Genomic DNA, 23,626 nt, shown 5'->3' with positions numbered 1-23,626 from the left:
TAAATGATTCTCACTACCACTATCAGAAAATATTAAGAGATAAGAACAAAACCAATTAACTCAAAATTAATCAACTTTGGAGATACGTTGTTGAGAGGGCAATCGGTTTTCTTATTATAGTTCTCTAAAAATTTTCAATATTTTCTCGTAATTTGCTAATAAGCAACATAAAAAAGCTCTTTTAGCCTAAACCAAAACACACAACGAGTTAAATTACTATAAATATTAGATAATGAATATTCAATTTATTGACTTCTTAATTCTTATTGGCGTTGCACAAGGGTTATTCTTTGCGCTTACAATTCTTTTTTCAAGGTTTTTTAAAAGCAACACTAATCTATACCTAGGAATTGGAGTTCTAATTGGAGTTTTAATAAATATTCAATACTGTTTGTTAAAATATAAATGGTATGATAGTTATCCAAATTATAGAATATTTGAAGATATTGAGTTTGTTCTTCTTTTTCCAGTGTGCCTATACATGTATTATGTAAAGTTTTTAAATCCAAAATTAAAACTAAATATCAAACATGTATTCTTATTATTTCCTTTTATTATTTCTTTATTATTAAACCTATATATAGGAGGTCATTTTTACTTTGATTTATACGATATCTATGACAAGCAATGGATTTCTATTTTTTATAAAATTGAGTATTCTTTTTCTATTATCTTTAATTTAATAGTTCTAATAGTTGTAGGCCAAATGCTTTTTAAAAAGAATAGAAGTAATAATTATACTATAAATTATGACTCAAAATGGATTAGAATATTTTATGGACTTCATATTTTAATTGTAATCACTTGGATAATTTTAGAGGTTATTGATTACTATTTTTATGGTGATATTACATTTGTTTTATGGTTGTTTTTGAATTTTATTTTTTATTGGGTTGGGTATGTTGGAATCTATAAATTTAGATTGGCCAGAAACAGATATGAAATAAGAAAAATTGTAGATAACAAAAAGAAAACAACTAATATAAAATCAAGAGAATCAGATGAGAATCCATATTTTCTTAAAATGATATCTCTTCTTGAAGAAGACAAATTATTTAAAAACCCCAAGTTAAGTAGAAATGATATTGCTAAAAGACTTGGAATAAGTATTGGCTATTTTTCTCAAATGATTAATACTGCATCAAAAAAGGGTTTTTCTGATCACTTAAATTTTTATAGAGTAGAAGAAGTTAAGAGAATGCTATTAAACGATGACTTCAAAAACTATACTCTTCTGGCAATTGGTCTTGAGGCTGGTTTTAATTCGAAATCCGCATTTTATATCGGATTCAAGAAAGAAACAGGCTACACTCCTTCTAAATACAAAAAGCTAAATCAAAAATAAATTAGCCTCAATTTGTCTATAATTGTTTACTTCTAACAATTGTAAACCATGATTCTGTTTTGTTAAATTAATTTTGCTTAAAATAATATCAATGGCTTTTTTAAGTCTAATAAACAAAACAAAATGAGTAAAAATTTATTATTGACATTAACACTAATTCTTTTTAGCTTTATGTCTTCGTGTAGTGATGATGATGTTACCGAAACAATAAATGAAACATTTATTATTGGTAAATGGACATTATCAAGTATAACAGAAAATGGATCTAATGTTAACCTAAATGATTGTCAAAAGATGGAATCATTAGAGTTCAATACTTCTAATGAGGTCATCATAAAAACATACAGTTCTAATTCAACTAATAGTTGCAAGATAAACTCTAACAACACATATGACTATTCAGTTGATCATAGTTCAATTACCATACAAGGTATTGGGGATTCTGAAATTTCGACCCTAAAAAACAATAAAACCTTAACCCTTGAATCAATTGAATCCTCAAATACTATTGTTAAAACATTTAATAGAGAATAATAGTCTTCCCAAAATATGATAACTTAAGAAATAACAAAGCAAGAGTATCTTAAACATTTTAGACAACTCTATCCTTTGACATATAAAGTAAAAAATATAGCCTTCCTCTCAAAAAAGAGGAAGGCTATATTTTTCATATTGGTTACTCAAAAAAATCCATTAAAAAGCTAATAGGATAAATTAATTATTAAACTTATTTAAAAGGTATATTTCCCATATTTCCTACCTCTAGTGATACTTGGAATAAACTTTTTTACCATTTGTAAGGCTTTTTTTGATGTCCATAAAAAACATCCAATGATTACACCCAAAACTGCAAAAGCTAAGCTGTAATTATCCAAAGTTTTTGATTCCCTTCAAGTTTATCCAACCCTTTAAGTTTTTTCAATTTTAGTTATTTTAATAGCTTATCATCAATAGATTCTCCTCTTTCTTTTATTTTTTTTTAGATACATTCCAGTCAAATTTAACTGGTATACAACACAACTCATCGTCTGTAAAATTGAATAAGTAATAATCAATACTATCAATCAAACTTTCAACTTGTCCTTCTCATATTTTATGTGCTTCTGGTGTCTATTCTACGACTGAAAATCCTTTTTGAGAACAGAATAATTTCCATCCAATAGATTTATTAATTGAGTTGATATATTATCGTAAAACCTTACCACATCAGAGGACAACAATGTCTTTATTATCTACGGTTAGTCTTTATTTTTTTTTAAGCGCTATCTATCTATATTCAATACCTTCTTTTATCAAAAAATACAATTTAGAGCTAACAAATACATTTTAGCTAAAAGTTTGATATCCCATTTACTCTAAAATGTATATAAGCTCCGATAAAGGGTGAAACATCACCTTTTTACGAAGCCTATATAGCCGTCATCACTCGGGTATTTTAATACTATTAACAAAATCAATAGAGTTTTTCAATCCTGTTACTCTTATTCTTTACATATACTTTATAAGTAAAAAATTCACTCTTCTATTGGTTCAAGTATATATTTTAAATTCAGGCAAAAGCATAGATTAACCTTTCTAAAAAAACAGCCTAATTATTTTTATTTTGCATTACATATTTTTGGCAAACATATGGATACAAGAGAAACAAAAGTCCTCAAATGTAAGAAGTAAACAAATCGGGACATTTTATCAATACCCTCTCCCTCATGTATTCGCAAAAACTAAATATCAACCACACAGAGGCATTGTTAATTCAGACAAGACAGAAAATTCGGAGATAATAATGTTATTAATCTATTTTATTTTGAAGTATGACCAATGGGAAAATAGCCTCAGTAGAGTGTTCCACTTAAGAAGTAATATTAAATCAATAGAAGGATTAATCTTGAGTATGAGAAATATCTCTACTATTTATCTAATAAAATTGAATTTACATTGATTATTGTATTGTTATATTTTAAAATACAACAATACTCTTTACTTAGATTTCAGGAATATTGTATCTATTTTCCAGTGTGTATTTTTTCTAGCAGCTCCTCCATATCTATTAAATGCTTTGATAGTATCTGTAACATACCCTTTTTTGAAGATTAGTTCTTGTACAAATACAGGAGGCGCTTCATTTCCTATAAAGGTTATCTCTCTATATCTTTTTTCGCTTAATTCATAATATCCCCATGCATCTGTATACGATTCTCCTACTTTACACTTCTCAATTGGTTGCTTACTATCTTTAGCATAGATATACCCCGTTAATTTTGGTCTACTTAATCTACTCACCAAACAAGATTGCATCAGCAGCATAATGCCAATCAAGAAAAACACTCGCCTCATCTACTAATTCTTTTATTTTTTAAAGCCCGTTGTAAATAGGTTTCTAGCTCCTTTTATCCCACACTTCTGGTATTTATTATACACTTGAGCTGCTCGCTCATCAATCTGTTTTCCTGATTCATTATTGATCCATCCATCAATAGCTGACTTCAGGGTATATGCTTCTGGTGCCATCAGGTGTGTTGTCCATAAAATTGGATTGGCATTGGCTTTTTTTATTTCGGGAGAGAAGAAATTTCTACTGTAACATGCTAAAACTATCACATCCTTTTGCTTCTTATTCGTTTTTTTATAACCCACATTTACATCAAAATCCATTAACCCATCATGTCCTATATAAGCTAATAAATCAGCATTCCCTCCAAAATTTAAGTCTTTTGAATCTATCTCTATTTTTAACGGGTTTTGAGTATTGGATGCTTTCAAAAAATCTTCTATACATGGTTTTATCTGCTCACCATCATAAGCATCTGCTAAAATATACACTTCTTTTGTAGCATGTTTAAACAGTATTCTATCCAAAATATAAGGGTTTGAAGATTTTAATTGTTTTATAAATTTCCAATCTTTTGTCTTTAGTTTTAAATAAGACTTCACACCATACCCTGCTCCCCAATATAAATTAAGCCTAGGATCCTTGCCGTTTCCTATTTTTTCAGGAACAGGTACGATCCCTTGAAATTTATTATCACACAATGCAACATATACATGAATCGTCTTTGTTTGACCATAACTTTTTGCAGACAAAACCAACATCAAAAACAATAGTAAAACTTTGTTTATTTTCATATTTTCAGAATTAAGTTATGACTCAGCTTTATTCTTGATTATCTAATTTTTTACTTCTCTCAAAAAAATCATTAAAAAATAATAATTGGTATTTTATTGCATTTGCCCAATATTCCCAATTGTGCTCTCCTGGTCTTTCTATATAATCATGAGCTATATTATTCTGCACTAATTTTTGATGCAACCTTTTATTTGCATCAAAAAAGAAATCATCATACCCACAATCAATAATCAGTTTCAAATCTCCGTTTAACAAATGAGTCAAATTAATAACGGTATTTTGCTCCCAAACTTCTTTATTTTCAGCATAACTACCTAATCGTTTACTTATATCCCAATTATTAGGAAAAGGTCTAATATCAACACCACCACTCATACTACCCGCAGCCCCCCAAATATCCTGATGCTTAAAAGCAAGATACAATGCTCCATGCCCTCCCATACTTAAGCCTGTAATTGCTCGACTCTTTCTATGAGAAATAGTTCTATATTTTTTATCTATTTCCCTTACCAATTCTTTTGTTATGTAGGTTTCATATTTCATCTTCTCATCTATAGGACTATCAAAATACCAGCTAGTCACATCGCCCGAGGGGCAAACAATAATAATGTTATGACTGTCTGCATATTTTTTTATGATAGGAGCTTTTGTTACCCAATCCCTATAATCACCATAAGCTCCATGTAGCAAATACAGTACAGGATATTTATTTTGTTGAGTAGTATAACTATCAGGTAAAATCACTACGTTTTTAACACTTCTATTCATAGATACACTTGTAATAGACAAGGTATCTACTTGAGAAGCTATAAGAAATGAGTAGTTACCTAACAAGAATAACAAAAAGAGTTGTAATCGCATCATAGTATATAGTTAATGAATTAATGATAAAACATAACAAAATTGTAATCAAAAATAAATGACAACACACTCAAAAACTACGCTATTGTATTCAAACAATTATATTGAGAGCTACTTTGAAAGAGAAGATAAAAAATCAATTATTAACTCTTATTCTACATATAGTGTATCGGCTTTCATTTCTTTGGTTATCCATTCTTGTAAAGCATGTACTCTTACATTATCCAAGCTATCAGATACTTGAAATTTCCATTTAGGGAAGATTACTTGTACAGTATCTACCTTTAAGAAGTTTGATCGTTGCACCTTACCGTATCCTAATTCTGCTAAATCAGGAAAACGTATCTTGGCATCTTTTGCAATACTAGCGTATGGTATTACTGCTACAGGAACTACTTTATTAGCTTCCTTAAGCTGTGTTTCTAATCCTGTGATTTGTATTTTAAGATCTTCTATCTCATCAAGAAGTTTTTCATTTTCTTTTTCTACTCGATTTAGCTGTACAATAGATCTATCATATGCTTTAGAAATCTGATCAATTCCTCGTGATTTATTACCATTTATAGCTAATGTAAAATCACTAATACTGGTATATTTTTTAATTTCATTTTGAAGATCACTCACGGTAGCTTCATTAATTTCTCCATCAAAATAAAGTTTTATAGATTCATTGTTATAATCATAAAAATCTTTCCTCAGGTATAAGTTTTCATTAGCATCAATTTCATTAGCCTTAAAAGACTTATAATCTCTCTCTGCATTACTCTCATTGAGCGTTACATAAAAAGTATAACTTGCTGGTATCATTACCAATATTGCTAATAAAGAAGCTAATTGTGCTGTACGTTTTCTTTTTACGGAGTTGGCATAGCGCAACATTGGGAAACGCAATAACTTAGACACAATAAATGTAGACAATGCTATAAAAGTAGCATTGATTGAGAATAAGTACAATGCCCCTAGAGCATATCCTAGCTCCCATTCTGCAATACCATACCCTACTGTACATAGAGGAGGCATCAAGGCAGTAGCAATAGCTACTCCGGCAATAGCATTGGCCATTGTTCCTTTTTTGGACTTAGCAACAATCAATGCCAACCCCCCAAAAACAGCTACCATTACATCTAATATTGTCGGTGCCGTTCTGGCTTCTAATTCTGGTGTTAATTCTGTTAAAGGAGAAACCCAGAAATATAGTGTTGCTGCAAGAACACTCAAACCTACCATTACTCCAAGATTAACTAGAGATCTCCTTAATGTATCTATATCATTGATCGCTATTGATAGCCCTATACCTACAATAGGTCCCATTAAAGGAGAAATTAACATGGCTCCAATCACTACTGCTGTAGAACTTACATTAAGACCAATAGAGGCTACAAAGACAGAAAAAATAAGAATCCAAGCATTATGCCCTTTAAAGGGTATATCTTTTTTTACATCTTCTATCGTCTGATCCTTATCGGTTTCAGATCGTATATCCAGAAGTTCTCTAATAAATGTATTTACACTTTCAAAAAGCCCTTTGGCGTCTCTTTTTACCGATTCTGCCATCTCCTCCTTATCAGAAGCAGGTTGTTGATTTGTATTCTCTGTCATTGTTTATTATCCGTATTGTTCTCCGTACTTTTCTTTTACTTTTTGAAGTACCTTTTTTATATCCTGTTCTTTCTGTTTTGGATAGATCAAAAGCACCTCATCTTTATCTATGATAATGTAATCTTCTAATCCATCTACCACCACAATTTTATCATTGGATGTTCTTATCATATTTCCTGATGCATTTTCAGGTAATACTCGTGCATTTACAACCGCATTATTCATTGGTGTTTTATCTAATTTATCATATAAAGAACCCCAGGTTCCTAAATCATTCCAATCAAATGTTGCTGGAAGCACGTATACATTATCTGCTTTTTCCAAAATAGCATAATCAATTGATATATTTTCTGCTAAAGGATAATTTTCTTGTATAAAATCGTTCTCCTGCACAGTATTATAGACGAATGATCCTTTTTTGAATAAAGCTGTCATTGTTTCCTGAAACTGTTCAAAAGCAGACACAATACTATTCACACTCCAAATAAAAATACCAGCATTCCACAAATAATTACCTTCGCTTAAAAACTTTTTGGCAGTATCGTAATTGGGTTTTTCTGTAAACTGAGCAACTTTTTTTCTTGCATCTTTTGTCTCTTTATCATACTGTATATACCCATATCCTGTATTTGGAAATGTAGGCTGAATCCCTAAAGTCATGAGTATATCATTTTCTGCGCATGCCTCAAAACTTTGTTTTAGATTACCAATAAAAGCATCTTCATCTTCTATCCAATGATCGCTGGGTGCAACTACCATCACTGCATCTGGATCATCTTTCTGTATTTTTAACGCTGCATAGAGAATACATGGCGCTGTATTGCGCATTGCTGGTTCTGTAACTACCTGTTCTTGTTTTGCTTCTGGCAATTGCTCTAAAACCAAATCATTATATCGCTCATTGGTAAGAATAAATATATTTTCCTTAGGTATAATTTTAGCTAGACGCGAAAATGTGCGTTGGATTAAGGTTTCTCCAGTTCCCAACATGTCATGAAACTGTTTAGGAAATTCTGTGGTGCTTACTGGCCAAAATCTTGACCCAACTCCACCTGCCATCAATATTGCATAATAATTTTTATCCATAATCAATTCAATAATTCGACTTCTGCGTTTGGGTTAAAAAGGTAAATTTTACCTGTATTGAGTTCTACGCATTCATATCGTTTTACTCTTTTACTACCTTTTTTAAAGATTTTTCCATTATATAACCGGAAGACACTTCCGAGGGGTAATTCAAAGATATAATTTTTATCATTAGCAGGATCAAATTGTTTTAATGCAATTGATAATTTTTCGTCAGTATCACTGCTTGCTCTAGGGTTTTTAAAATGATTTGCTACTACTGGTAATACTTTAGAAGGAAAAACCTCTGGATTAATAAAAGGTAGCATTAATTGCTGAAAAGTTTTTTTCCATTCAATCCCATGTGGTTTTATATAGCGCCCATACTTCTCAAAAGCGACTAAATGTGCTATCTCATGAATCAAGGTTATGAGAAAACGATATTTATTGAGAGATGCATTTACAGTAATTTGATGGCTACCATCAGGCATTTTTCGATAATCTCCATGCCTAGTTACTCTTTCATTTACAATTTTGAGATGTACATTACATTTCTGGATCAGATCAAACGCCAGCTCTAAAGCTCGCTCAGGAATGTATTTTGCCAGTATTTCCTTCATCGTCGCAAAATACAAAATTAAGCGCATCGTACCGATGCGCTTAATTCATTATTTTTTTGCCTTACGTATCCATTTAAAGTATATAAAAATAACAGTTCCTACTATCAAAAATGGCCAAATATAAAACAACAGTAATATCAGATTCTCTATAATAGACCAACCAAAGGACATTCCCTTTTTTGCTTTATTCAAAAAATCTGGCTCATATGTATCTGGTTCCTCTTTTGGAATTATTGTTTCATACAAATCTACTTGAATTGTACTATAGGAGACCTTATTCCTCATATAATTCAATCTACCCTGTGCTGATTCTATTTCTTCTTGAATCTTACTTAATTTTTCTTCTGTTTTTAAAATATCTTCTACTGTTTTTGCTTTGGTTCTCAAAATGGTTTCATATCGCTCTTTTACTTCTTGCTTGGTTTTTAATCGAGTAGTTATATCAATATATTCTTCCGTTACATCTACAGTGGTTATATTCTTATAGTCTACAAATTCTGCCAATCCACAAATACTATCTAAAACAATGTTAAATTCATTTTTAGGAATCCTTATTGTAAAATGATTCTCTTTTGTATAGTTTGTATTTGTAAATCGCTCATCAGATACATATCCAAGATAATCCAACGCTACCTTCCTTGCTAATTTTGTTGCTTTCTCAACATTTTTAACCTTTATCCTACAATTGGCATTTCTAATAATTTTTTGTTCTGTATGAACACCCTTACTTCTTATTTTGGTTTTATCACTATCTAGAGTTGATTCCTCTTCTATTACGGCAGTCGCTAACACAGGAGCTTCCTCTGTATCCTTGAGCATGATATTCTCTGTTTCAAAAACATGATCACTTTCCTTTTGAGAACAAGAATACCCTAATACTATTAATGTTATTAGAATTAATATTCTGCTTATTTTTAAATTATTCTTTTTCATATTATCTAATTCCTTTATAACTATTCATTAATCTTATAAACTCTGCCCTATATCCTTGCTCATCCTTTCCTTTATTGTTTTTGGCTAAATCTACAATGTCCTCCAAATTTTGATATTGTATATATTCAGAACCTCTTAATTTCATCCCAAACCATGCTACAGAAGCAGCAAATTTGAAATCTATTGACTCCTCTTCTTCTTTATCTCCTAGATATACATATTCCAGTTTATTACTTTGATTTTCTTTTGGGTTTTTATATCGTAATTTCACAGTAAACAACTCATCAGAATCTTTTATTACTTTTTTTGTGTATTTCAAATCTGACATTTCTTTATAATATTTACTTTTCACTCCTACTGGTATGATTTCATAGAGAGCTGTAACAGTATGTCCACTCCCTAATTCTCCTGCATCTTTGGTATCATCTATAAAATCTTCATCTTTCAATATTCTATTTTCATACCCTATTAAACGGTATGCTTTAATCTTTTTTGGGTTAAATTCTATCTGAATTTTTACATCTTTGGCAATCGCAAACAATGTCCCTCCAAACTCAAGCCCGAATATTTTTTGAGCTTCTTGCATAGTATCTACATATGCATGATTACCATTACCCAAATCCGCAAGAGTTTCTAATTTACTATCCTTATAATTTCCCATACCGAAACCCATACAGGTTAAAAACACTCCTGTCTCTCTTTTTTCTTTAATTAATTCTCCCATCTCTTTATCACTATTCATACCTATATTAAAATCTCCATCTGTAGCCAAAATCACTCTATTATTACCATTTCTTATAAAGTTGTTTTCAGCAATTTTATATGCTAGTTCTATACCTTCTCCTCCTGCAGTTCCTCCTCCTGCCGTAAGAGTATCAAAAGCACTCATTATTTTTTCTTTATTATCACCACTTGTAGCCTCTAGAACCACTCCTGCTGCTCCTGCATATACTACTATAGATACCTTATCTTCTTTTCTTAATTTTGCTACCAATAGCCCAAATGCTTTTTTAAGCAAGGGCAACTTATTTTGTTGAGACATAGAGCCAGAAACATCTATTAAAAACACCAAATTAGAAGCTAACATATCCTGAGCTGGTATTTCTTTTCCTTTCAACCCTATTTTTATCAATTTAGTTTCTTTGTTCCATGGCGTGCTTCCCTCCTCTGCATGAATGGCTAATGGATGCTCATCAATCGGCAACTTGTAATCATACTTAAAATAATTAATCATTTCTTCGATCTTAACAGCATCTTCAGGCACTCTTTGTCCATTATTGATCATTCTACGAATATTGCTATAAGAAGCTCTATCTACATCTATTGAAAAAGTAGATAATGGAGCCGTATACACCCCCTTAAAACCATTCTCTATAACCTCCTTATAACTTTCATTATCACTTATATCATCTATTTTAGATTCTACTACAATAGTTTCTTGAACATCATAGCGCTTATCATGATATTGATTACATGAACTTACTATTACAAGTAATACCCCCAGTATTAGTATTCTATTTTTTTTCACCATCTTTGTTTTCATTATTTATAGTTTTTATCTTGTTACAATGAAAAACAAACTTAGAGGGAGTCATGCATTATCTTTTGCAAAGCTCTTGTAAAACGTTTGTAAAACATTTTTCAAACCACAAACACCTAACTACCAAAACAATACACCTATAAACTCTGAAGAAAAAATAGCATTCAATCTTCTTAAAAAAGCAATAACCCAACAATTTTTAAAGGGTAATTCTGCTTCGAATAATGATATCGCTAACTGGAAAGGACAAGATATTATATTGTTTCAGGAGGATTTAAAAAAACAAGTAAATTCAAGTATAAGCGAAAAATCTTTTTATAGTTATTTTAAAAACTCCTCAGAAAAATTACCTCGTGTTGACATTCTTAATTTGCTTTCTCAATATTGTGGGCATACCAATTGGAATGATTTTATGAAGAGTACTGCCCAAATAACACCTTCTACAAAAAAGAAATCTTATAACTTATGGCTATGGGTAGCCTGTATCACTCTAGGTTTGTTTGCTACAATATTCTTTCTCCCCCCTACTAACAATACTTTCAGATTTTGTTTTATAGATCAGGATAGGAATCAGGTAATTACTAAAGTACCTATAGATATTATTATACTTAATGACAAAGAATCTCCTTTTTACTCAAAAAGCGATAGTACTGGCTGTTTTGCATGGAAAACAAAAGATGATTATATTCATTTTGTAATACGATCCCCTTATCACAAAACTGACACCATATACAGATTAGCTTCTTCTGATTTTAATGAAGATCTGCAAGTACGAACTGATGACTATGCACTTATACTGCATTATTATGCGAATGGAAAAGTTGAAGATTGGAAAAACAGGAGAAAAGAGTTATCCCAAATGATTGCAAATGATGCTCATATTTTTCAAGTATTACCACAACGACTAGGTATAGAAATGTATACCAAAAAAGATTTCATCAACAAACTTACTACACCAACACAGAGCTTAAAAAATGTAGAAATTATTGAATCTAAACGATTAAATGGACAAATTGTAAAACTTAAATTCAAGATAAAATCATGAGACGATTACTATTCATCATAGCGGTTTTACTCTTGATAGGTTGTGCTAATAATGAGTCAAGAAGAATGAAAATAGAAACAACTGAATCTCTTGATATTCCTGAAGAAACAACTGCTCTCTCAGATAGCGATGCCTATATGATACTTATTAAGCAGAAATTACAGGAACATCTTGACAGGAAAGCTTTAGCTAAATCTAATCCTGATTTTGCTATTGAAACAGACAGAAACACCTCTATTCTTACCACAGAAGGAACTCAAATCAAGCATATTGACTTTATAACCCCTATTAAAACTACTTCTGACTCTATCAAAGAAATACTCATAAAAGTCGTTACAGAACAAAAAACTGACACCATCATGACGATTATCAATACTTCAAAAATTGAAATTGACGGAGAATTATTGACGACTACAAAGGTTTCCTTTGATACTATCAAAAAATAATTCACCTAGTTTATCTTATCAGTCTTATTATTTTCAACTTGTAACTCTTAAACCAGATAAACATCCATCAAGGTGTACTGCTAGATACCTGAAGTACTTTTCCGTTATAATATTTATTCCCTGTAGTAGAAAACTCTTTAATATAGGTAGCCATTTCTATTGCTGTGAGCGGAGCTTCGTATCCAGGAAAAGCCTCTTCTAGCATCTCTGTTTGCACTGCCCCAAGAGCTAGTACATTAAAAGCTATTCCACTTTCTTTATATTCCTCTGCCAATAACTCGCTCAATGTTATTACTGCTCCTTTACTAGAACTATATGCCGCTAGACCAGGAAACTTCATGCTTCCTTGTATCCCTCCCATACTACTTACAGTCACTACATGACTGCCAGATTTCATAAAAGGTAAAACTAATCTTGTAATCTCTGCAACCCCAAAGACATTTACCTTATACACTTCTTCAAACTCTTTTGTAGTTATCTCCCCAAAAGGTTTATTTAATAGTTTCCCTGCATTATTGATTAAAATATCTACTTGTTGCCATGTAGAAGAAACATAATCAACCATCTTTTGCAAATCTTTCTCTTTGCTAATATCAAAAGGGAATGTATGAACATTTTTGTATTGAAGTGCTACAACAGGTTTTTCATTTCTGGATAAAGCCAAAACCTGATGCCCTTCACCTGCAAATAGTTTTACTAATTCATATCCTATTCCTCTACTCGCCCCTGTAATGATAATATTTTTACTCATACTATAAAAAAAAACGCTATTTGGTTAACTTAATTTCTTTATCTGTGGTATTAGCTATTTTGGTTATTACAGGAACACATTGATTAATAAAGGTTGCCATAAATTCAAAATTCATCTCAGATGCTTCATCATCTACATGATGATAATATTCGTAGTTCGTAAAATCAAATGTAGAAATCGTTTGGCACGGCACATTGAATTGCTGGAAAAATGGATAATTATCACTTCTTCTAAATAACTGAAACTCTTCAGCTTTTGGAAGGTATCCTATAAGTTCCTGACCCGAATATTCATTCATCTTTTTAGCCATATTAGACATATTATACCCTGTGATATAAGCTTTATAGGGTTTATCATTCAATGGCACCCCTATCATCTCAAAATTAACCATTGTATATAAATTGATATTTTTCTTCTTTAATACTTCTGCCAAATGTATAGAACCTTGTAATCCTACTTCTTCTGCTCCAAACAATACAAAAAGGATACTACGCTTATTATTTTTTAACTGAGCAAATTGCTTTGCCAAAGAAATCACTGCACAACTTCCTGCTGCATTATCATTAGCTCCATTTGCAATTGTATCTCCATTCACCTCTTTCGCTGTACCTATATGATCAAAATGCGCTCCCAATATAATGGTCTCTTTAGCCAGTTTCTCATCTGTTCCTTTAAGATACCCCACTACATTGTATGTCTTTACTCCTTTTACATCAAAATCATCTCTATAAGTATCAAAATAAGGAACAACCCCATACTTCTTAAATTCATTCTCTATAAACTGTGCTGCCTTCTCTAGCCCTTCACTTCCTGTATCACGCCCACCCAATTCGTCGCTCGCTAAAAAATTGATAATATCTGCAACTTCAGAAACCTTTGTCTTTTCAAGAGCACTGTCATTTACAGATTCTACCTGTGACTGTGCAACTGTCATCTGTTTACAATTGATAAACAGTAGTGTAACCAAAATGATAAAAATATTCTTTTGCATAAAAATGTGTTTTGGTTAAAGATAAAAAAATCCCGCTCCAAATGAAGCAGGATTAATTATGAATTATAAATATCAAACGACAATCTGTCTATGCCAGCATAGTAACTGGGTTTTCTAGATATTGTTTTAATGTTTGTAAAAATTGTGCTCCAGTAGCTCCATCTACCGTTCTGTGATCACAAGCTAGTGTTAATTTCATCGTATTACCAACTACAATCTGACTGTTTTTTACCACAGGTTTTTCTACAATTGCTCCTACCGATAATATTGCTGAGTTAGGTTGATTGATAATAGAAGTAAATTCCTGAATTCCAAACATACCTAAATTTGATACAGTAAATGTACTACCACTCATTTCTTGAGGAGTCAATTTCTTATTACGAGCTTTACCTGCTAGATCTTTTACTTTTGCTCCTATTTGAGTAAGCGACATATGATCCGTAAAAGGCAAAACAGGAACCACTAATCCATCTGGCACTGCTACAGCAACCCCAACATTGATATGCTTAGCATAACGAGTTGTTGCATCTGTCCACTGTGTATTAACTTGTGGATGCTTACGAAGAGCCATTGCACATGCCTTGACTACCATATCATTAAAAGATACTTTTGTATCTGGTAATTCATTAATGTTTTTACGAGAAGCCATTGCATTTTGCATATCAACTTCTATCGTAAGATAATAATGTGGTGCTGTAAATTTTGAAGCTGAAAGACTTTTTGCAATTGCTTTACGCATTTGCGAATTTTTCACTTCTTCAAAACTCTCTTCTCCTGCAGGAGTAAAAGTTTGTACAGCAGGGGTAGCAACTATTTCTTCTTTTACAGATTGTGTTGCAGTATTAACTGTTTCTGATGGAGTATATGATTCTACATCTTTCTTTACTACACGTCCATTCTCACCTGTTCCTTTGATCATAGAGAGATCAATTCCTTTATCGGCCGCTATTTTCTTTGCCAATGGCGAAGCAAATATTCTACCTCCAGAGCTTTCTGATCCTATAGAATTTGTTGCTATAATTTCTGTTTTCTTTTCTTCTTTTACAGGTATTGCTTCTTGAGCTACCGCTGGTACTGCTCCATCCTTAAAACCAGACACATCTGTTCCAGCAGGACCTATAATTGCTAATAAAGCATCTACTTTTGCTGTTTGCCCTTCTTCTATTCCTATATGTAGCAAGGTACCATTATAGAAAGACTCAAACTCCATAGTCGCTTTGTCTGTTTCTATCTCAGCAAGAATATCTCCTTCTTCAACAGTATCTCCTATCTTTTTTAACCAAGTAGCTACTGTTCCCTCTTCCATAGTATCACTAAGGCGTGGCATTGTAATAATCTCAACTCCTTCAGGAATAGCAGTCGTCACATTAGCAACTGTGGCAGATTCTTGTGCTTTCTCTTCTACTACAGCAGGTGCTGATGCAGTATTTCCATTCAGTAAATCAGAGATATCTTCGTTTTCTTCTCCTATAATTGCCAATAACTGATCTACTGGTGCTGTCTCTCCTTCTTCAATCCCAATATGAAGTAATGTTCCTTCATAAAAAGACTCAAATTCCATTGTTGCTTTATCAGTTTCTATTTCTGCAAGAATATCTCCCTCGCTTACTTTATCTCCTTTTTTTACAAGCCACTTCGCAACAACTCCTTCTTCCATAGTGTCGCTCAATCGAGGCATATTAATTACTGTTGCCATAACTTATAGTGGTTTGTGTGGTAAAAATGGGTAGTTATCTTGTTCGTATACCACATCGTACATTACATTTTTATCTGGGAATGGTGATTCTTCTGCAAATTTTTGACACTCTGCTACTCTTTCCTTTACTCTTTTGTCAATTATTGCAATTTCGTCATCTGTAGCATGGTTATTCTCCTTTATAATATCTAAGACTTGAGTTATTGGATCTATCTTTTGATATTCTGCTACTTCTTCTTTGGTACGATATTTTTGAGCATCACTCATAGAATGACCTCTATATCTATATGTTTTTAATTCTAAGAATGTCGGTCCTCCTCCAGTTCTTGCTCTTGTAATAGCCTCATCCATTGCTTCTGCAACTTTTATTGGATTCATGGCATCTACAGGGCCAGAAGGCATCTCATATCCTTGTCCTAATTTCCAGATATCTGTATGGTTTGCCGTTCTTTCTACAGAAGTCCCCATAGCATATCCATTATTTTCTACACAAAACACTACAGGTAATTTCCATAACATTGCTAGATTAAATGTCTCATGTAATGACCCTTGACGGGCAGCACCATCTCCAAAAAACGTAAGTGTTACCGCATCTCTTTTATGATATTTATCAGCAAAAGCCAAACCTGCACCTAAAGGAATTTGCCCTCCTACAATCCCATGTCCACCATAAAACCTATGCTCTTTAGAAAAGATATGCATAGATCCTCCTAATCCTTGTGATGTACCAGTAGCTTTTCCATAAAGTTCAGCCATTACTCGTTTTGGGTCTACCCCCATACCTATTGGCTGTACATGATTACGATATGCTGTAATCATTTTATCTTTAGTAAGGTCCATTGCATGTAATGCCCCTGCTAGAATTGCTTCTTGGCCATTATACAAGTGTAAAAAACCTCTTACTTTTTGCTGAATGTAAACCTGAGCTAATTTGTCTTCAAATTTTCTCCAGAAAAGCATTTCTTCGTACCAATGCAGGTAAACGTCTTTGGTGATCTTTTTCATTTATAAATATACTGATATATGTCTAACTATGTCTAATAAGGCTAGTATCAAAACTAACTATCATTTATTACCCCCTTCAATCATTCATTTTAGAGAATAAAAAAAACAAAAATAAGATATTCGAAATTAAGGGAAAAGGAGTTTGCTCATAAAATCAACGAAAACGTTATAAATATGAATTATCAAAGATTAACGGCAATAAATTAGCCAAAGAAAAAGACTTTACCACCTTGCCAGTTTCTCCCATAAAATAAATAGCAATTGGATGATCTTGCTTAAGCTCATATTCTGCTATTGCTTGCCTACATGCACCACAAGGAGGTGTTGGTGTTATCAATTGGTACTTTAGTGATTTAGCACAAAGCGCCATACTAACAATGGGAATCTCAGGAAAATTAGCTCCTGCATAATATATCGCTGTACGTTCTGCACATAATCCAGATGGATAACATGCATTCTCTTGATTATTTCCCAAAACCACTTTACCATTTTCTAGCAAAAGAGCTGCACCCACCAAAAATTCTGAGTAAGGTGCATACGCTTTATCTCTGATCTCAATAGACTTTTGCATCAGTTCCTGAATATCATTAGGCAACTCATCAAAAGAATCGTACACCTGTAACACAGATTTTATCTCTATTTCTTTCATATGCGTATTTTACTTGTTTTACTTTGATCTACAAATCACAACTATTTTTCAAAATTATTTGTCACCAACTATCTTTAAGATTATTTAATTCTTTTCCTGAGAAAAAGACAAACAATGTACTACAAATAAAAAAAGTATCAAACCTAAAACGGAATGATACTTTTTGAAGTATTTAAATTTTATTATATCTAGTCGTAATATTCGTCTCCAAAATTAAATGAAAGACCAAAACGAAGTGTTGAGTCAAGTGGACTTTTTATTGGGGAAGTTGAAAATAAATACGATATATCTAAATTCACAATGTTATATCTAAACCCTGCCCCTAAAGACAAGAACTTACGTGCCCCTTTTTCTTCTGATTCATTAAAATATCCAGCTCTAAAAGCAAAGACATCACGATACATATACTCAGCTCCTAATGACCAGGTAACCTCTTTTAATTCTTCACTAAATCCATCTGGCGCATCACCAAATGATGAAAATATAGATCCAAATGCACTTTTATTATTGTATTCTGTATTAGCGATTTTTTGATCTTCTGAATCTACATCACCGTCACCATCTCTATCTATTGTATCATCCAATGGTGTTGGAACCAACAATTTACTAAATTCTAACGAAGGAGTAATCCTATTATCTTCATTAAAAATAAAGTCAAAAGCCGCTCCTACTCTAAAATTAGTCGGAATAAAATTTTCCTGACCTGCATCATCATATTTTATTTTTGGTCCAATATTAGAAATAGTAGCACCTGCTCTCCATCTACCATTAAAAGAATTATAAGCGATCTCTTCACCTCGATAGAAACCAGCTATATCTACACCAAAACTTCCTGCAGCACTAGCATCATTATTTGGACCTTGTAATCTAAGGTCAGATCGTAAATATCGTCCTGCTACTGCCATAGAAAACTGTTCACTTAATCTCAATGCATACGAAACATCAAGCGTTAATTCATTTGGCTTCTGCACATTAGGCTCGTCATTTGGCCCTTGTCTAAACTCTATATCCCCTAGACTGAAATACCTAAAACTTGCTGCTACTGCACTACGTTCATTAAGACGATTGTAGTAATTTACATTTCCTAGAAATATATCATTCACCAAACTACTTAAATACGGTGTATAATTAACTCCAACCCCTTGTTTTTTCTTTACAAAGGCATATTTTGCAGGATTCCATTGTTGCGAAAATGCGTCTGCTGAAGTTGCTACCCCTTGATCCGCAAGACCAGCTGCTCTCGCATCGGCTGCAATTAATAAAAAAGGAGTTGCTGTTGTAATAGGCCTAACTTGTTCTTGAGCCTGTACTTTGGAAGTTAAAAATATAACGCACACCAGCCCAATGGTTAATAATCTTTTCATATCCTTTAAAATTGAGTTTGACAAATATATAGTTATTTAGTTAGTAAGAATAATGAGTTCTTAATTTTTTTAAGTTGCTTGTTTATAAACGTTGATTTTGAAAATATCTTATATCTAATATGATTTTTAATCAATAAATCCCCTTAACACACGCCTGAATGAACAAATTGAATTTCTAATTTTTTATTCAAACCCTGTTAATATAAATATTAATAACTCCTATACATATTTTTAACATAACATTCACAAATTCTGTTTTTGATCAAAAATTAAAATTAAGCAACATTTTTACAATGATAAAATTGAAGTTTTTCTTGCTTTCTAAATAATAAACTCCTTAATATTGCGTTAAACCAAAGTCATTATAAATTCGCAAAAAACTGTGAATTAATAATATTTTGAAAAAATTAGGGGAATTTTAACGTTTATTATTTATATTGCAAGCCCTAATTTCTACTTAACGAACTTAAGATTATGAAAAACGCGTTTATTTTTAAGTCGCTAATGGCGCTTTCCGTTAGTGTTCTACTGTTTGGTTGCTCTAAAACCGATTATGGGAGCAGTTCTAGAGCCACTGGTTGGAAATACAATTCCAAAGATGGTGGATTTCAGGTACAAACCAATTACAAAGAGCAAGAAACTGGACCTGGACTTGTCTTTATTGAAGGAGGTACCTTTACCATGGGTCGTGTACAAGATGATGTAATGCACGACTGGAACAATACTCCTACACAACAACATGTTCAATCCTTTTACATGGATGAAACAGAAGTAACCAATGTAATGTATCTAGAATATTTAGATTGGTTAAAAGGCGTATACCCTCCTACAGAACCTAAATACAGAAATATATACTACGGAGCTCTTCCTGATACTTTAGTCTGGAGAAACAGACTTGGTTTTAACGAGATGATGACCAATAACTACCTACGTCACCCAGCATATGCTAATTACCCAGTTGTTGGTGTAAATTGGATTCAGGCAGTAGAATTTAGTAACTGGAGAACAAACCGCGTTAACGAAAGAATTCTTGAGGAAGAAGATGTAATAAAACAAAACGCTCCTTTTGAAGACGTTTCTGCAGAAAGCACTTTTGACACAGACACATATTTAAACGCACCTTCGCAAACTTATGGAGGTAATGATGAAGCCATCAGAGGTGGTAGAGCTTCAGAAAGATACGCAAAAACTAATGATTCTACAGGATTATACATCCAACGAAAAGATGGATTACTTTTACCTAAATATAGACTACCAACCGAAGCTGAGTGGGAATATGCTGCTTTAGGCCTTGTAGAAATCAGAAGTTATAATATTTATAGAGGTAGAAAAAAATATCCTTGGAATGGAAAATACACCAGATCAGGACAAAGAAGAACACGAGGAGACCAATTAGCAAACTTTAAACAAGGTGATGGTGATTATGGTGGAATCGCTGGATGGAGTGATGATGGAGCTGATATTACTGCTCCTGTAAAATCATATAACCCTAATGATTATGGATTATATGATATGGCAGGAAACGTTGCAGAATGGGTTGCTGATGTATACAGACCAATTGTAGATGATGAATATAACGATTTCAACTACTACAGAGGGAATGTATATACCAAAAACGCTATTAATCCTGATGGAACTGTAAAAATAGTAATGACTGACTCTATAGTATATGACACACTTAGTAATGGAAAAATAATTGCTCGTGTATTACCTGGTGGAATTTTACAAGTTCCTATCGATGAGAATGAGACATACATGAGAACTAACTTTACTGATAGTGACAATAGAAACTATAGAGATGGTGACAAAAGCTCATCTAGATATTACGAAGGATATCAGGAAGAAAATACTCCTAACAGAAGAATGTACAACGCTCCTATTCACCATGTAGGTCCAGATGCAGAAGATAGCACCAAAATGGATCGACGATACGATGAGTCTAGCAAGAGAACTACAATCGTAGATGATAAGGTACGTGTATACAAGGGTGGCTCTTGGAAAGACAGAGCATACTGGTTAGATCCTGCACAAAGAAGGTTTATGCCTCAAGATATGGCAACCGACTATATTGGTTTCAGAAATGCAATGTCTCGTGTAGGTACTAAAGCAAGAAAGAAAAAGACACCAAGACACCAGAAACCAAAAAGATAAGATTATAAATCAAAGTTCGTTATAAATACCAAAGCCCTGCACAATCTTGTCAGGGCTTTTTTAACATCATCTAATTAATGACTATCCACCAAATACATCAATTGTTTATATCCAGCAATGGCGTGTGCACTGATACTCGAAAAATTAAACAGAACAGTGTGTTTTTTGCTCTAAAAGGAGAAAATTTTAACGGTAACACCTACGCACAAAAAGCGCTAGAGCTTGGAGCATCATATGTTATTATAGATGAAGCAACCTACAAAACCTCAGAAAAATACATTCTTGTAAATGATACCCTCAAAACATTACAAGATCTAGCTTCTTTTCATCGTGACTACCTCAATATCCCCATTATAGCATTAACTGGTAGTAATGGCAAAACAACCACAAAAGAGCTTATCAACAGTGTTCTCTCTTCAAGCTTTCAAACAACAGCTACCATAGGGAATTTAAATAATCATATTGGCGTTCCCCTCACCTTGTTATCCATGACAAAAGAAACACAAATTGGGATTATAGAAATGGGAGCTAATCATCTGGAGGAGATTAAATCATTGTGTGAAATCACAAAACCTGATTACGGATACATCACAAACATAGGAAAAGCTCACCTAGAAGGTTTCGGAAGTATAGAAGGAGTTCTAAAAGGAAAAACCGAGCTTTATGATTACCTAAAAAAGCACAACAAACTCGTTTTTCTAAACCTTGATGACAAAAAACTAACCATCGCTTCTTCTGGAATGAATATTTACAGCTTTGCCACCTCTTCTAGCGAGAGTGATGTTAACATCTCTATCACAAACAGCACACCAAATGTAGCTGTTTATTACAATGACACAACAATTTCTAGCCATCTAATTGGCGAATATAATTTCACGAATATTGCAGCAGCTATTACTATCGGAAGTTATTTTAAAATTAGCGCACCTATTATCAAAAAAGCGATCGCATCTTACATTCCAACCAATAATCGTTCACAGATTATAAAAGAAAAAGAGCACACAATTATCCTTGATGCATATAATGCCAATCCAACAAGTATGGAGGCCGCTATTACTAATTTCACCAAACAACCTGATAAAAACAAAATTGTTTTTTTAGGAGACATGTTCGAATTAGGCAAAGAATCCTTATTAGAGCATCAAAAAATAGTAGATCAAATAAGCAACACAGAGATTGATAAAATATACCTAATCGGAAATATATTCTTTGAAACCACAAATACCGATAGTCGCATTGAGAAATATACTTCATATGAGGATTTAAAAAACAACTGGAATCTAAATAGTAAAAAAAACACTATTCTCATCAAAGGCTCTCGAGGAATGAAGCTTGAAAGAATCTTAGACCTTCTTTAATCAACATCTGCATTATCCTCTAACATACTCAATTAAATTATCTATAGAAGTCCTGACAGACTTTTTAATAGCTCTTTTGATAAATAGAAATAATATTACCTTACTTAACAAAGACCTTGTCTCTGGATACACTTCTATTGTCAATAAACATTTTTTATCAGATATTGGTTTTATAATAAAAAACTGACATAGACCTTCTAAAGGAACATCTGTTGTTCGCTCTCCATATATAATTTCATCAGGATTCCCCTTTTTAGTAATTGTAGTAAATTTTAACCGCTTACCATCAATAACACATACATGCTCTGTACCAGACCGAGTAACCTCGTCAGGGTTGTACTCAATTTTATCAACACCTTTCACCCAATAATGACGATAACCATAATTTGTTATATACTCCAACAACTGCGTTGCTTTCACATCAAACTCTTTAGTTAAAACTACTGATGGGGAATGATCTAACACTACCTCCTCTGGAACTGCAAATGAATTAAGTTTTAGCTTTGCATTATCTATAGTAGAAAACAAATAACCAATCTCCTTACCATCATACAGATCTTTTCCTTTTACAAAATCATACAACTTACTCCTATAGTTTTCTCGAAGACCAACAATTGCAGACACCTTATCACTTATCAAAACATAATTATCACTCGCTATTGAATTTTTAAGCAATCTATGAGCCTCTATAACCGATTCTCCAAAAGGCTTATGCTTATTCTGCACTGTAATAAATTGCAATTCCCCACAATGAACCACAATCTTTAATTCTAAATTTGGCGCTGTTGCACATGCATTACAAGGACAAATACGATTTTTCTCTAAAAGCTTGAGGTGACTATAAAATGCGGTAAACATGGTTTCAACCTGAGCTAATAACTTTTCTTGAGAAGGAACCTCTTTTTCTTTATAAAAAAATAATGCATCCCCCTCTACTTCAGCTAATTTCAAATCTTGAGTATTAGCCTCAATAAGCACCTCTAACAATTCAGAAATAACATGCTGGCTATGAGCAATCTCTGTGTTCTGAACAAAATGCGTAAACCCTGAGATATCAGGTATAAAAAGCAACGAACTTACCAT

At 32.6% G+C, this 23,626-nt stretch carries 21 protein-coding genes; 6 read left to right on the top strand and 15 right to left on the bottom strand.

The features are described 5' to 3' along the window. The first annotated feature begins 232 nt into the window (after positions 1–232). Both DG508_RS02475 and DG508_RS02470 read left to right on the top strand, forming a co-directional pair. Positions 233–1,345 (top strand): helix-turn-helix domain-containing protein, encoded by a 1,113-nt coding sequence (locus DG508_RS02475; RefSeq protein WP_108866630.1) that lies wholly within the window; start codon positions 233–235, stop codon positions 1,343–1,345. Positions 1,346–1,468: 123 nt separating this feature from the next. Beyond that, a complete protein-coding gene (locus tag DG508_RS02470; protein WP_108866629.1) occupies positions 1,469–1,879 on the top strand; it encodes a lipocalin-like domain-containing protein in 411 nt (136 codons plus the stop codon). Positions 1,880–3,322: 1,443 nt separating this feature from the next. On the opposite strand, the gene DG508_RS02460 is transcribed toward DG508_RS02470, so the two are convergent. From DG508_RS02460 to DG508_RS02425, 8 genes are all read right to left on the bottom strand, one after another. After that, a complete protein-coding gene (locus DG508_RS02460) occupies positions 3,323–3,679 on the bottom strand; it encodes a hypothetical protein (protein ID WP_159090618.1) in 357 nt (118 codons plus the stop codon). 12 nt (positions 3,680–3,691) lie between these two features. Continuing rightward, the gene (locus DG508_RS02455) at positions 3,692–4,468 is read right to left on the bottom strand and encodes a hypothetical protein (protein WP_234418159.1); all 777 of its coding nucleotides are present in this window, start codon (positions 4,466–4,468) and stop codon (positions 3,692–3,694) included. A gap of 28 nt (positions 4,469–4,496) precedes the next feature. Continuing rightward, a complete protein-coding gene (locus tag DG508_RS02450) occupies positions 4,497–5,333 on the bottom strand; it encodes an alpha/beta hydrolase (RefSeq protein ID WP_108866625.1) in 837 nt (278 codons plus the stop codon). 147 nt (positions 5,334–5,480) lie between these two features. Then, positions 5,481–6,929 (bottom strand): DUF389 domain-containing protein, encoded by a 1,449-nt coding sequence (locus DG508_RS02445; RefSeq protein ID WP_108866624.1) that lies wholly within the window; start codon positions 6,927–6,929, stop codon positions 5,481–5,483. Between the two features lie 6 nt (positions 6,930–6,935). Further along, entirely contained in the window at positions 6,936–8,015 is a 1,080-nt protein-coding gene (locus tag DG508_RS02440) for a mannose-1-phosphate guanylyltransferase (protein WP_108866623.1), read from the bottom strand. 2 nt (positions 8,016–8,017) lie between these two features. Next, positions 8,018–8,614, bottom strand: coding sequence for a SprT-like domain-containing protein (locus DG508_RS02435; protein ID WP_108866622.1), 597 nt, complete (start codon positions 8,612–8,614; stop codon positions 8,018–8,020). A gap of 48 nt (positions 8,615–8,662) precedes the next feature. Then, entirely contained in the window at positions 8,663–9,547 is an 885-nt protein-coding gene (locus DG508_RS02430; RefSeq protein ID WP_108866621.1) for a DUF4349 domain-containing protein, read from the bottom strand. A gap of 1 nt (position 9,548) precedes the next feature. Then, the gene (locus tag DG508_RS02425) at positions 9,549–11,090 is read right to left on the bottom strand and encodes a vWA domain-containing protein (protein WP_108866620.1); all 1,542 of its coding nucleotides are present in this window, start codon (positions 11,088–11,090) and stop codon (positions 9,549–9,551) included. Positions 11,091–11,346: 256 nt separating this feature from the next. Between DG508_RS02425 and DG508_RS02420 the strand changes: the two genes are divergently transcribed. Then, complete coding sequence (locus DG508_RS02420) at positions 11,347–12,132, top strand: hypothetical protein (protein WP_108866619.1); 786 nt, start codon at positions 11,347–11,349, stop codon at positions 12,130–12,132. Then, on the top strand, positions 12,129–12,578 hold the full coding sequence (locus tag DG508_RS02415) for a hypothetical protein (protein WP_108866618.1): 450 nt from the start codon (positions 12,129–12,131) through the stop codon (positions 12,576–12,578). The genes DG508_RS02420 and DG508_RS02415 overlap by 4 nt, the downstream gene beginning before the upstream one ends. A gap of 67 nt (positions 12,579–12,645) precedes the next feature. Here DG508_RS02415 and DG508_RS02410 read toward each other — a convergent pair whose 3' ends face one another. From DG508_RS02410 to porV, 6 genes are all read right to left on the bottom strand, one after another. Next, a complete protein-coding gene (locus DG508_RS02410) occupies positions 12,646–13,329 on the bottom strand; it encodes an SDR family NAD(P)-dependent oxidoreductase (RefSeq protein ID WP_108866617.1) in 684 nt (227 codons plus the stop codon). Positions 13,330–13,345: 16 nt separating this feature from the next. Then, the gene (locus DG508_RS02405) at positions 13,346–14,320 is read right to left on the bottom strand and encodes a M20/M25/M40 family metallo-hydrolase (protein ID WP_108866616.1); all 975 of its coding nucleotides are present in this window, start codon (positions 14,318–14,320) and stop codon (positions 13,346–13,348) included. 88 nt (positions 14,321–14,408) lie between these two features. Then, positions 14,409–16,016: a pyruvate dehydrogenase complex dihydrolipoamide acetyltransferase gene (locus tag DG508_RS02400; RefSeq protein WP_108866615.1), complete on the bottom strand. Its 1,608-nt coding sequence runs from the start codon at positions 16,014–16,016 to the stop codon at positions 14,409–14,411. A gap of 3 nt (positions 16,017–16,019) precedes the next feature. Then, positions 16,020–17,021, bottom strand: coding sequence for a pyruvate dehydrogenase (acetyl-transferring) E1 component subunit alpha (gene pdhA, locus DG508_RS02395; RefSeq protein WP_103866550.1), 1,002 nt, complete (start codon positions 17,019–17,021; stop codon positions 16,020–16,022). Positions 17,022–17,187: 166 nt separating this feature from the next. After that, complete coding sequence (locus tag DG508_RS02390) at positions 17,188–17,670, bottom strand: cytidine deaminase (protein WP_108866614.1); 483 nt, start codon at positions 17,668–17,670, stop codon at positions 17,188–17,190. 188 nt (positions 17,671–17,858) lie between these two features. Further along, positions 17,859–19,034, bottom strand: coding sequence for a type IX secretion system outer membrane channel protein PorV (gene porV / locus DG508_RS02385; RefSeq protein WP_108866613.1), 1,176 nt, complete (start codon positions 19,032–19,034; stop codon positions 17,859–17,861). A 474-nt stretch (positions 19,035–19,508) separates the two neighbouring features. Here porV and gldJ point away from each other — a divergent pair, with 474 nt between their 5' ends. Then, positions 19,509–21,185, top strand: coding sequence for a gliding motility lipoprotein GldJ (gene gldJ, locus DG508_RS02380; protein WP_103866547.1), 1,677 nt, complete (start codon positions 19,509–19,511; stop codon positions 21,183–21,185). A 77-nt stretch (positions 21,186–21,262) separates the two neighbouring features. Then, entirely contained in the window at positions 21,263–22,543 is a 1,281-nt protein-coding gene (locus DG508_RS02375) for a UDP-N-acetylmuramoyl-tripeptide--D-alanyl-D-alanine ligase (protein ID WP_108866612.1), read from the top strand. Positions 22,544–22,555: 12 nt separating this feature from the next. Here the strand turns inward: DG508_RS02375 and DG508_RS02370 are convergent, their stop codons facing one another. After that, entirely contained in the window at positions 22,556–23,626 is a 1,071-nt protein-coding gene (locus DG508_RS02370; protein ID WP_108866611.1) for a DUF2652 domain-containing protein, read from the bottom strand.

The sequence above is a fragment of the Aquimarina aquimarini genome, assembly GCF_900299535.1.
Classification (GTDB): domain Bacteria; phylum Bacteroidota; class Bacteroidia; order Flavobacteriales; family Flavobacteriaceae; genus Aquimarina; species Aquimarina aquimarini.
This window is presented reverse-complemented; position numbering and strand designations above follow the sequence as displayed.

Bases quoted from the DNA above. Each gene is read 5' to 3' on its own strand.
- DG508_RS02460 (WP_159090618.1), bottom strand. From the start codon at position 3,679: ATGAGGCGAGTGTTTTTCTTGATTGGCATTATGCTGCTGATGCAATCT.
- DG508_RS02450 (WP_108866625.1), bottom strand. From the start codon at position 5,333: ATGATGCGATTACAACTCTTTTTGTTATTCTTGTTAGGTAACTACTCA.
- DG508_RS02455 (WP_234418159.1), bottom strand. From the start codon at position 4,468: ATGAAAATAAACAAAGTTTTACTATTGTTTTTGATGTTGGTTTTGTCT.
- DG508_RS02410 (WP_108866617.1), bottom strand. From the start codon at position 13,329: ATGAGTAAAAATATTATCATTACAGGGGCGAGTAGAGGAATAGGATAT.
- gldJ (WP_103866547.1), top strand. From the start codon at position 19,509: ATGAAAAACGCGTTTATTTTTAAGTCGCTAATGGCGCTTTCCGTTAGT.
- DG508_RS02405 (WP_108866616.1), bottom strand. From the start codon at position 14,320: ATGCAAAAGAATATTTTTATCATTTTGGTTACACTACTGTTTATCAAT.
- DG508_RS02440 (WP_108866623.1), bottom strand. From the start codon at position 8,015: ATGGATAAAAATTATTATGCAATATTGATGGCAGGTGGAGTTGGGTCA.
- DG508_RS02445 (WP_108866624.1), bottom strand. From the start codon at position 6,929: ATGACAGAGAATACAAATCAACAACCTGCTTCTGATAAGGAGGAGATG.
- DG508_RS02425 (WP_108866620.1), bottom strand. From the start codon at position 11,090: ATGAAAACAAAGATGGTGAAAAAAAATAGAATACTAATACTGGGGGTA.
- DG508_RS02400 (WP_108866615.1), bottom strand. From the start codon at position 16,016: ATGGCAACAGTAATTAATATGCCTCGATTGAGCGACACTATGGAAGAA.
- DG508_RS02435 (WP_108866622.1), bottom strand. From the start codon at position 8,614: ATGAAGGAAATACTGGCAAAATACATTCCTGAGCGAGCTTTAGAGCTG.
- DG508_RS02415 (WP_108866618.1), top strand. From the start codon at position 12,129: ATGAGACGATTACTATTCATCATAGCGGTTTTACTCTTGATAGGTTGT.
- DG508_RS02375 (WP_108866612.1), top strand. From the start codon at position 21,263: ATGACTATCCACCAAATACATCAATTGTTTATATCCAGCAATGGCGTG.
- pdhA (WP_103866550.1), bottom strand. From the start codon at position 17,021: ATGAAAAAGATCACCAAAGACGTTTACCTGCATTGGTACGAAGAAATG.
- DG508_RS02475 (WP_108866630.1), top strand. From the start codon at position 233: ATGAATATTCAATTTATTGACTTCTTAATTCTTATTGGCGTTGCACAA.
- DG508_RS02470 (WP_108866629.1), top strand. From the start codon at position 1,469: ATGAGTAAAAATTTATTATTGACATTAACACTAATTCTTTTTAGCTTT.
- DG508_RS02390 (WP_108866614.1), bottom strand. From the start codon at position 17,670: ATGAAAGAAATAGAGATAAAATCTGTGTTACAGGTGTACGATTCTTTT.
- DG508_RS02370 (WP_108866611.1), bottom strand. From the start codon at position 23,626: ATGGTAAGTTCGTTGCTTTTTATACCTGATATCTCAGGGTTTACGCAT.
- DG508_RS02430 (WP_108866621.1), bottom strand. From the start codon at position 9,547: ATGAAAAAGAATAATTTAAAAATAAGCAGAATATTAATTCTAATAACA.
- porV (WP_108866613.1), bottom strand. From the start codon at position 19,034: ATGAAAAGATTATTAACCATTGGGCTGGTGTGCGTTATATTTTTAACT.